Origin of the sequence: Faecalibacterium hattorii (assembly GCF_003287455.1) — a bacterium.
In the GTDB taxonomy this organism is placed as follows: Bacteria; Bacillota; Clostridia; order Oscillospirales; family Ruminococcaceae; genus Faecalibacterium; species Faecalibacterium hattorii.
Map to the genome: position 1 here is coordinate 60,760 of NZ_PRLC01000016.1, position 8,976 is coordinate 69,735.

General features: G+C 58.5%; 10 protein-coding genes and 1 rRNA gene. 4 read left to right on the forward strand and 7 right to left on the reverse strand.

The genetic code is table 11. From position 1 onward, the window contains the following. Positions 1 to 82: 82 nt before the first annotated feature. A complete protein-coding gene (locus tag C4N23_RS11205) occupies positions 83 to 2,452 on the forward strand; it encodes an ATP-dependent DNA helicase (RefSeq protein ID WP_112146091.1) in 2,370 nt (789 codons plus the stop codon). Between the two features lie 96 nt (positions 2,453 to 2,548). Here the strand turns inward: C4N23_RS11205 and C4N23_RS11210 are convergent, their stop codons facing one another. Both C4N23_RS11210 and C4N23_RS11215 read right to left on the reverse strand, forming a co-directional pair. Next, the gene (locus C4N23_RS11210) at positions 2,549 to 3,523 is read right to left on the reverse strand and encodes a ketopantoate reductase family protein (protein ID WP_112146093.1); all 975 of its coding nucleotides are present in this window, start codon (positions 3,521 to 3,523) and stop codon (positions 2,549 to 2,551) included. A gap of 39 nt (positions 3,524 to 3,562) precedes the next feature. Continuing rightward, on the reverse strand, positions 3,563 to 3,820 hold the full coding sequence (locus tag C4N23_RS11215; RefSeq protein WP_055191146.1) for a heavy-metal-associated domain-containing protein: 258 nt from the start codon (positions 3,818 to 3,820) through the stop codon (positions 3,563 to 3,565). A gap of 178 nt (positions 3,821 to 3,998) precedes the next feature. Between C4N23_RS11215 and C4N23_RS11220 the strand changes: the two genes are divergently transcribed. After that, positions 3,999 to 4,196 (forward strand): helix-turn-helix transcriptional regulator, encoded by a 198-nt coding sequence (locus C4N23_RS11220; protein ID WP_055191148.1) that lies wholly within the window; start codon positions 3,999 to 4,001, stop codon positions 4,194 to 4,196. Positions 4,197 to 4,199: 3 nt separating this feature from the next. After that, positions 4,200 to 4,646 (forward strand): DUF6773 family protein, encoded by a 447-nt coding sequence (locus C4N23_RS11225; RefSeq protein WP_112146095.1) that lies wholly within the window; start codon positions 4,200 to 4,202, stop codon positions 4,644 to 4,646. A gap of 152 nt (positions 4,647 to 4,798) precedes the next feature. Here C4N23_RS11225 and yfcE read toward each other — a convergent pair whose 3' ends face one another. Continuing rightward, complete coding sequence (yfcE, locus tag C4N23_RS11230) at positions 4,799 to 5,347, reverse strand: phosphodiesterase (RefSeq protein WP_112146097.1); 549 nt, start codon at positions 5,345 to 5,347, stop codon at positions 4,799 to 4,801. A 315-nt stretch (positions 5,348 to 5,662) separates the two neighbouring features. On the opposite strand from yfcE, the gene C4N23_RS11235 reads away from it, so the two are divergent. Continuing rightward, the gene (locus tag C4N23_RS11235) at positions 5,663 to 6,994 is read left to right on the forward strand and encodes an MATE family efflux transporter (RefSeq protein WP_112146099.1); all 1,332 of its coding nucleotides are present in this window, start codon (positions 5,663 to 5,665) and stop codon (positions 6,992 to 6,994) included. Positions 6,995 to 7,073: 79 nt separating this feature from the next. On the opposite strand, the gene C4N23_RS11240 is transcribed toward C4N23_RS11235, so the two are convergent. The 4 genes from C4N23_RS11240 to rrf form a co-directional block, all read right to left on the reverse strand. Beyond that, entirely contained in the window at positions 7,074 to 7,742 is a 669-nt protein-coding gene (locus C4N23_RS11240) for a hypothetical protein (protein ID WP_112146101.1), read from the reverse strand. Further along, positions 7,735 to 8,067, reverse strand: a complete 333-nt coding sequence (locus C4N23_RS11245) for a PadR family transcriptional regulator (protein WP_055191157.1) — start codon at positions 8,065 to 8,067, stop codon at positions 7,735 to 7,737. Before C4N23_RS11245 ends, C4N23_RS11240 begins: the two co-directional genes overlap by 8 nt. A gap of 195 nt (positions 8,068 to 8,262) precedes the next feature. Continuing rightward, positions 8,263 to 8,781 carry a GrpB family protein gene (locus C4N23_RS11250; protein ID WP_112146103.1) on the reverse strand — a complete coding sequence of 173 codons (519 nt, stop codon included), beginning with the start codon at positions 8,779 to 8,781 and terminating at the stop codon, positions 8,263 to 8,265. A 62-nt stretch (positions 8,782 to 8,843) separates the two neighbouring features. Continuing rightward, a 5S ribosomal RNA gene (rrf, locus tag C4N23_RS11255) occupies positions 8,844 to 8,960 on the reverse strand. Between the last annotated feature and the right edge of the window lie 16 nt (positions 8,961 to 8,976).

The window sequence follows — 8,976 nt, forward strand, 5'->3', positions numbered from 1 at the left end:
GGGGAGCTGGCGAGCCGTAGGCTCGACTGAGAGGTTGTACGAAGACGAAACGAATGTAAAGCACGACCGTGAGGTGACCCCTATGCCGACCATCCATCTCCCCATCCGGCAGTTGGTGGAATTTCTGCTCCGCACCGGCAGCATCGACAGCCGCTTCACCGGCTTCGACCGCGCCAACGAGGGGGCACGCATCCACCGCAGACTGCAAAAAGCTGCGGGCGAGGGCTACGCCGCCGAAGTCTTCCTCACAGCGAAGCGGGAAATGGACGGCATTGCGTTCGCTTTGGAAGGCCGGGCCGACGGCATCTTCACCGACGAGGCCGGGACCATCGTCATCGACGAGATCAAGACCACGGCCATCCCCACCGAGGAGATGCAGGAGGACATGAACCCCTGCCACTGGGCGCAGGGGATGGTCTACGGGGCCATCTATGCCCAGCAGAACGGGCTGGAGCAGTTGGACGTCCGGCTGACCTATTACCAGATCGACACCGACGAGATCACCCGCTACACCCGGCACTTCACCGCTGGGGAGCTGGAAGAATTTTTGTGCGGGCTGCTGCGGCAGTATGTGCCATGGGCTCAGCGGCAGTTGACATGGGCCGACGCCCGCAGCGCCAGCCTACAGGCCCTGCGCTTCCCCTTCCCCGCCTACCGGCCCGGCCAGCGGGCCTTGGCCGGGGAGATCTACCGCGCCTGTGCGGCGGGCAAGACCGAACACAAGGGCGGCACCCGGCTGTTCTGCCAAGCGCCCACCGGCATCGGCAAGACGATGAGCGCCCTTTTCCCCGCCCTGAAAGCCATCGGCGAGGGCAAGGGCGTGAAGCTCTTCTACCTGACCGCCCGCAACACGACCCAAGCCGCCGCCGAGGATGCGCTGCAGCGGCTCCACGCCGGGGTGCCGGGCCTTGCGCTGCGCAGCGTGACCCTGACGGCCAAGGAGAAAGCGTGCCTTTGCAAGGACGCCGACGGTCACCCGTCCTGTCTGCCGGAGGTCTGCCCCTATGCAAAGGGCTATTTTGACCGGGTCAAGGACGCGCTGGCCTCCCTTTTGGATGGGACCCCGCAGTTCAGCCGGGCCGCGCTGGAAGAAACCGCCCGGCAGTTCACGGTCTGCCCCTTCGAACTGGGGCTCGACCTCAGCGCGTGGTGCGACGTGGTCATCGGGGATTACAATTACCTCTTCGACCCTGTGGTGCGGCTCCACCGTTTCTTCGACTCCGCCGGGGATTGGCTCTTCCTCATCGACGAAGCCCATAATCTGCCCGACCGGGCCCGCGCCATGTACTCGGCACAGTTCAGCAAAAGCAGCCTGACCGAGGCAAAGCGCGCCCTCGGCAAGGGGAAAAGCCCCCTGAAAGCGGCCCTGACCCGCGCCGACAAAGGGTTTCTGGAGACCCGGAAGCAGACAGCCGAGCAGGGCGGCACGGCCTTTCTGCAGGAGCTGCCCGCCGAGCTGTTGAAGCCGCTCCATGCCCTTCAGGCCCCCTTGCAGGACTGGCTGGAGCAGAACCCCGACGCCGAGGCCCACGCCCAGCTTCTCGACCTCTATTTCGCAGTGCAGGACATCACCCGCGCGGCCGAGCGGTACGACGAGCACTTCGTCACCCAGTTGTCGGCCTACGGCAGCGACTTGACCCTGCAATTGCTCTGCCTTGACCCTTCGGCCTTTGTGGACGCCAGCCTTGCCTGTGGGCGGGCGGCAGCGCTGTTCAGTGCCACGCTGACTCCGCCGGGCTATTACCGCAGTGTCCTCGGCTGCCCCGATGCCCGCGCCGTGGCGTTGGAAAGTCCCTTTCCGCAGGAGCATCTGGGTCTGTACTGCCTTCCCGGCATCTCCACCCGCTACAAGGACCGGGAGGCCAGTATCCCCGCCGTTTCGGATGCGCTGGCGGCACTGGCGGGCGGCAAAGTGGGCAACTACCTCGCCTTCTTCCCCAGCTACGCCTATCTGCGGGCGGTCTGGGAAGACTTTTCTGCCCGCTACCCGGCCATTCCCACCCTCGTGCAGGAAAGCGGCCTCGACGACGGGGCCCGCGCGGCCTTTCTCGCCCGGTTCGCCCCGGACCCGGAGCAAACTCTGCTGGGCTTCGGGGTGATGGGCGGCATCTTCGGCGAGGGCGTGGATCTTGTGGGCGACCGGCTCATCGGCTGCGCCATCGTCGGGGTGGGGCTGCCGCAGGTGAACCCCCGGCAAGAGATCCTGCGCCGCTACTACGACGAACACAGTGGTTCCGGCTTCGATTATGCCTACCGGTATCCCGGCATGAACAAGGTTCTGCAAGCCGCCGGGCGGGTCATCCGCACCGCCGAGGACAAGGGCGTGGTCCTGCTGTTGGATGACCGCTTCGCCCGCAGTGAGTACACCCGCCTCTTCCCCCGCCACTGGCGGCATTTGAAGTATCTGAAGGGAACGGAACAGCTCAAAGAAGAGCTTGCAACGTTTTGGTAGAGCTGTATGGGCCGCACCTCCGGTAAAACTCCCCTCGTGCGGCTGGGTCAGCATCAAAAAGCGCCTGTCAGGTCAACCCCCGACAGGCGCTTTGCTTTATTCTTTACGCTTCCCGTATCGAAGCTCCATGGTCTTCCAGTTGGGCATCGCGCGGCGCAGCTCATCCCACGCGGTCATGGAGACTTGGGTGTTTGCGCGCAGGGCCTCGAAGGCTTCGTCGAGGTACTGCATTTCCCCGATGGCGTGCATCGCGTGGTCGGAAGCGCACCACTTTCCGATGGGCGTCTGGCACATCCAGTATACCATCCGGTCGGTCTGCTTCCGCTTCTTGGTGCCCTCCCGGTAGCAGTCGGTGTTCTCGGCGTCGTTCACAGGGACACCCGCTGCCTTCAGCATCTCGCAGCACTCCCACGCCGCGTCCACGATGGCTTTGCGCTGCTCCACCGTGGAACGGGTCAGGTCGCCGTTGACCGCGTAGCAGACGTAGACGATGGGCAGGATGAAGGCGATGTGGCACTTGAGCCACTCGTCCATGTCATCGTAATAGGTCAGCTTGTACTTCACCCCGTCAAACGCCGATTGCAGCCGCTGGCGGAACACGCCGGAAAGCGGTGCCGTTGCCCCGCCGACGGTCATGCCGACGCTGGTGTGGACGCTGACCAGCCGGTCCGGCTCCCGGCGCCCGGCAGTGTTCTGGAAACCGAAGGCGATCTTGTCCGCCGGACGCTGCATGGCGCGGAGCACGCCCACTGCATCCGGGTCGTTGCCCAGAAAGACGAAGTATTCGCTCTTGTTCTGCTTCAGGATGGGCAGTACCTGCGGCAGCTGCCCCGCCTGCATCGCCACGAACACGAGGTCATAGCAGTCGTCCGGGGCCAGCGTGTCGATGGTGGCCACCCGGTCGGTGGTCGTGCGGAACTGGAGCATACTGCGGATGACCAGACCCTTCTGGTCGATGCGCTCCTTCCACTCGCCGCGTGCCAGCAGTGTGACCACATTCTTCTTGTTCTGGAGCAGCCGGTGGGCCAACTCACATCCCTGAACTCCTGCGCCGTAAACCAAAATCCGCATCTCTGTTTCCCTCCGATCCAAGCTTCGCCAAATCGAACGTTACTTCTTCAGGAACGAGAAAAATCCCTTTTTCTCATAGGGCTTCGTCTCCACGCCGGTCACGGTATAGCCCGTGTCTGCAATGGCCTGTTTCAGCTTTTCCACATCCACCGGCTTTTCCGAGACGATAACCGTCTCGCCCTTGGTGTGCGAAGACGACACTTTATTGACTTCGGCATTTTTGCGCACCACATCGTTGATGTGGCTCTCGCACATGCCGCACATCATACCGTTTACTTTCAGGATCGTTTCAACCATAACAGGACACCCCTCCCATGCTTCTATCTTTAGGTTCATCATAACATACCAACAAGGGAATTGCAAGATATTATATCTGTCTTTTTGTAAATTATACTTGACATTTTGTCAGGTCAGTGCTATTCTGTGGGCAGAGGGGACGAGTTTTCCTCTCCATATCATGTTATGAGGTGACACAATGCCGAAGAACCTGAAACTGAAAGCAGCCCGCGCCGAAAAAGATATGACCCAAAGCGCGCTGGCCGAAGCGGCGGGCGTCTCCCGCCAGACCATCAATGCCATCGAAAAAGGCGAGTACAACCCCACCATCAACCTTTGCCGCAGCATCTGCAAAATTCTCGGCAAAACGCTGGATGATCTATTCTGGGAGGAATAAACGATGAAATTTTCACTGTACAACAAGAAAAATCAACTGGACGAAATGCAGGAGCAGACCATGCTCAGCATTGAAGCGCGGGGCTTCTGGCTGCTGTGGGCGGGGCTGTTGCTTGCCATCCTCGTGCAGATCGTTCTTCGCACACCAAGCAGTCAGTGGGTCGGCGAGTTCGTCGTCTTCATGGCGGGCTGCATTTACACCATGATCGAATGCCTCCGCAACGGCTTGTGGGACCGCCACATCTGCGCAAATACCACCACCAATGTGGTAGGTGCCTTGTCTGCGTGCGTCGTAGTCACTGTCGTCATCGGCCTTGCCTACGGCTCTTGGCTGATCGCTCTCATTCCCGGTGTCATCACCGGCGTTCTCTGCTTTGTGCTCCTGCAAGTCTGTATGCACGCCGCCGAGAAGCGCCGCAAGGAACTTGATAACCCGAAGGATGAAGAGTAACCGCACTCCCCCAGTCTGCTTCGCAGCCAGCCCCCTCGGCGAGGGGGCCTTTTGCGTTGTCCCGCAGCCAAAGCCTCCCTCCCAGAGGGAGGTGGCATCGCGCAAGCGATGACGGAAGGAGTAAAAAGCTCCCGGAGATGCGGCCCCTCCTGTTACACCTTTACTTCATGATACACTTCCCCGCTCTCCAGTTCCTTCCACCGGAACAGGCCCTCTTCCAGCGTCATGTAGCTGTGGGGGCTGTTCTCCTTCGGGATGCTCAGGGAGCCGGGGTTCAGGTAGAGGTTCCCCTCGCCGAACTCCTGCCACGCCGGAACGTGGGTGTGTCCGTGCAGCAGGATGTCCCCCGGCATCAGCGGCGGCGGATTCTCGGTGTTGTAACTGTGGCCGTGGGTGGCGTAGACCAGCTTCTGCCCCACCGGCAGGATGCAGTAGTCCGCCAGTACCGGGAACTCCAGCACCATCTGATCCACCTCGGCTTCGCAGTTGCCCCGCACACAGCAGAGCTTCGCCTTGGCCCCGTTCAGCAGCGGGATGACCTCCTTCGGCGCATAGCCGCGGGGCAGGTCGTTGCGGGGGCCGTGGTAGAGCAGGTCTCCGAGAAGCAGGAGACGATCCGCGCCCTCCCTCTCAAAGGCGTCGAGCATCTGGCGGCAGTAAAAATCCGACCCGTGCAGGTCGGATGCGATCATCCATTTCATCTTGCATCGTCCTTTGCATTGAAGTTGATTTTATTATAGAAGCCGCCCGCTTTCCCGTCAAGGCCCAGAAGCCGAATGCACGCGGCTGGCCTGCTGTACCGTGACGCGGCCTGTCTGCCCTCTTGACAAGTTCGTGTCTGCGTGCTATTCTATAGTTCCTAAAATATCGTGTGGATTTTTACAGCATTCATTTCAGAGCTATTTTTCGCCACACAATGGTTCGCGTCAAAGCGCCATTGGTGTGGCGTTTTTTTGCGCCTTTTTAGGGGCAGCGCGGGCCGTGTCCGTTTGATACCCTCAAAAAGGAAGCAAAAAATGAACGATACCTTTATGAAAACCAAGCCGGTGTTCCCGCTGCTGGTCTCCATGGCCCTGCCCAACGTCATCTCGATGCTGGTCAACTCGCTCTATAACATCGTGGACAGCCTCTTCGTTGCCCGCATCAGTGAGCAAGCCATGACGGCCCTTTCGCTGGTCTTCCCGGTCCAGAATCTCATCAACGCCATCTCCATCGGTTTTGGCATCGGCATCAACGCCCAGATTGCCCTCTACCTCGGCGCGGGCGACCGCGAAAAGGCGGATATCTCAGCCACGCACGGCATGGCGCTTTCGATGCTGCACGGTCTGCTCTGCACCCTGATCGGCATTGCCATCATGCCGGGCTTCCTGCGCCGCTTCACCGCCGACGAGTCCCTCGTCTCGATGGGTGTGCTCTACACCACCATCGTCTTCCTGTTCTCCATCGTCAACATGGCAAACCTTGCCTTTGAGAAGATGTTTCAGGCCGTTGGCCGGATGAAGACCACCATGGCTGCCCTGATCGCGGGCTGCGTCTGTAATATCGTGCTGGACCCTGTGCTGATCTTCGGCCTCGGCCCGGTGCCCGCACTGGGCATCGCGGGTGCGGCGCTGGCCACCAATCTCGGCCAGTTCGTCTCCTTCTGCATCTACCTCTCCTGCTATTCCACCGCCGACCTTCCGGTCCGGCTGCGCCGCAAGCATCTCCGCCCCAACGCCGTACTGGACAGCAAGCTCTACGCCATCGGCATTCCGGCCATCCTGAATCTGGCCCTGCCCTCCCTGCTCGTCACCTTCCTGAACAGTCTGCTGGCAGCCTTCTCCCAGAGCTACGTCACGGTGCTGGGCATCTACTATAAGCTCCAGACCTTTCTTTATCTGCCCGCAAACGGCATCGTGCAGGGAATGCGCCCGCTGGTCGGCTACAACTACGGCGCTAAGGAGCATGGCCGTGTGGCAAAGCTCTACCGCCTCACGCTGGGTCTCAGCGCCGCCATCATGGCCGTTGGCACGGTGCTCTGCCTCACCATCTCCGGCTCCCTGATCGGCCTGTTCAGCTCGAACCCGGAGACGATCGCCATCGGTGCAAAGGCGCTCCGTATCATCTGCCTCGGCTTCATCGTGTCGGCGGTGTCCACCACCTCGTCCGGTGCGCTGGAAGGTCTGGGCAAGGGAATGCCGTCGCTGGTCATCTCGCTGTGCCGCTATGTCCTCTTCATCATGCCGCTGGCTTGGCTGCTCTGCCGCGCCTTCGGCCCCACCGGTGTCTGGCACGCTTTCTGGATCACCGAAGTCTGCTCTGCCGCGATCGCGTTTGTCGTTTACCGTAAGGCAGTAGCGAAAAAGTAGAACACCCGAACTGCATAAAAATCGATTCCCCCGCCCTGCCATATTGGAAGATACTCCATTTGGCAGAGCGGGGGAATTTTTATACCCGCGTAGTAAGGCGAGGGTCTTTTCCATATCTCCACAGTTGGATCCCATACAGTCCCGCGCCCAGCAAAAGGCTGAACAGCGCATAAAGCAGGATCGGCAGCCGCAGCAGCACGATGGAACCGGCAAGCTTCGTAAAACACCACCCGGTTCCATACAATGCCGCAATATACAGCACCAGCCAGCCGATATATTTTATCCAATGTTCCCGCGGCGGGAAGCCCACCTGCTCCATCATCCGGCGGAAGAGTCCACAAAACGCAGCCATCGCCACCACAAGCCGCATCAAATGCCCCAGTGAAAATTCAAACACCCACCACGGAACCAACGGATATAAAATCAGCCCCTCTACACCCCATCCCCAAAAGAAATACAGCGGTGCCACAAACCAGAAGTAATCGCCCGCGCCCAGCGTTTTCAAGCTAGGCTTGACCTCATCCACAAAGGTCTTTGCGTCCGAGATGGAATGAAACAGTTCCTGATTTTCCGCGTTGGCTTGGATGGAAATATCAAGCAAATCGCTGCGCACAAGTTCAATACCACAGAAGTCCCAGCTGACCCGGCGAAGATAGCGAATCACTTCTTTAAGCTGTGCCTGACTTTCTTCGGTCAGCAGCTTCGTACGCATCCGGTTTACTTTTCGCAATGCAATATAGTTATTCATCTGCTTCCTCCTCAAAAATTTTTTCTACCAGTTTGCAAAGCTGTTCCCAATCCTGTTGAAAGGTCTGCAATGCTTCCCTGCCGTTCTCTGTGACCACATAATATTTCCGGCTGGGTCCCTTGGGAGAAGGCCGACGCTCTACCGTGACCTTTCCCTTCTGTTCCAAACGCAAGAGCAGTGGATAGAGCGTGCTTTCGCTCAAATCGGAAAAGCCGTCCCGTTTCAGATTCATCACGATTTCGTACCCATAAGTCGGCTCCCGGCTGATGAGTTTCAGTACACAATATTCCAGAACGCCCTTGAGCAACTGGGTATTGTTTTCCATTCGCGTTCCTCCTTTCAGCTATTTTGTATTACGTAATAGCTTATCTATATTGTATTGCATAGTAGCTCTTCCGTCAAGTGATTTTTAGGCCGTCATATTTACCAAAAATCACAGCAGTTTTCTATGCACAAAAACGACCCAGCTTACGGATAATCACCGCAAGCTGAGTCGTTCATTTTCTGCTAACATTACATTTTATGGTTCCAGCCCACACAGACGGTACAGTTCTTCGATACACGGTGCCTTATATCCCATATATCCTTCGATATCCTCCGGGAAAAGCCGCGCGGCCTGTTCCTTTACCGCGCTGTAACGTTTGACCGCCTCCGGATTCTGGCGCAGAAATTCCCGAAATACCAGATGGCGGTGCAGCTCCTTGGAATTGGCCGGACACACATACAAATGATGCAGCTGCAAATCAGGTTTGTCCGTATAACGGAATGCTTCCCTGCCCTCAATGCCGAGGTTTCCTTCATGAAGATATCCAATGACCGCCAGCCGCTCAATAACCTCACCCAAAACGGAATTGTCCGGGATCACAACATCAATATCAATGCAGGGTTTTGCAGCCATCCCCTCGACTGAGGTACTGCCCACATGCTCGATTCCAAGGGCCAAATCTCCAAGGGCCGCTTCCAATTCAGCCTGAATGGCCGTGAAATCGTCTTTCCACTTCGGGTCATAGGGCAGCACCACCACATGCGTTGTTTTCATCGTTCCTTCCTCCTAGTACAACAACAAAGCCCCCAAGGAAAATCCTCAGGGGCTTTCATTCAAGTCGGCGACTACCTATTTTCACGCGCCGTTTCCAGCGAACTATCTTGGGCACGAGTGAGCTTAACTTCTGTGTTCGGAATGGGAACAGGTGGAACCTCACCGTCATCGTCACCGACCATATGACTGGTTCAG

What these genes read in the sequence shown, in the direction of transcription:
- C4N23_RS11235 (WP_112146099.1), top strand. Translation starts at nt 5,663, where the DNA reads ATGAACGATACCTTTATGAAAACCAAGCCGGTGTTCCCGCTGCTGGTC.
- C4N23_RS11205 (WP_112146091.1), top strand. Translation starts at nt 83, where the DNA reads ATGCCGACCATCCATCTCCCCATCCGGCAGTTGGTGGAATTTCTGCTC.
- C4N23_RS11245 (WP_055191157.1), bottom strand. Translation starts at nt 8,067, where the DNA reads ATGGAAAACAATACCCAGTTGCTCAAGGGCGTTCTGGAATATTGTGTA.
- C4N23_RS11250 (WP_112146103.1), bottom strand. Translation starts at nt 8,781, where the DNA reads ATGAAAACAACGCATGTGGTGGTGCTGCCCTATGACCCGAAGTGGAAA.
- C4N23_RS11225 (WP_112146095.1), top strand. Translation starts at nt 4,200, where the DNA reads ATGAAATTTTCACTGTACAACAAGAAAAATCAACTGGACGAAATGCAG.
- yfcE (WP_112146097.1), bottom strand. Translation starts at nt 5,347, where the DNA reads ATGAAATGGATGATCGCATCCGACCTGCACGGGTCGGATTTTTACTGC.
- C4N23_RS11240 (WP_112146101.1), bottom strand. Translation starts at nt 7,742, where the DNA reads ATGAATAACTATATTGCATTGCGAAAAGTAAACCGGATGCGTACGAAG.
- C4N23_RS11215 (WP_055191146.1), bottom strand. Translation starts at nt 3,820, where the DNA reads ATGGTTGAAACGATCCTGAAAGTAAACGGTATGATGTGCGGCATGTGC.
- C4N23_RS11210 (WP_112146093.1), bottom strand. Translation starts at nt 3,523, where the DNA reads ATGCGGATTTTGGTTTACGGCGCAGGAGTTCAGGGATGTGAGTTGGCC.
- C4N23_RS11220 (WP_055191148.1), top strand. Translation starts at nt 3,999, where the DNA reads ATGCCGAAGAACCTGAAACTGAAAGCAGCCCGCGCCGAAAAAGATATG.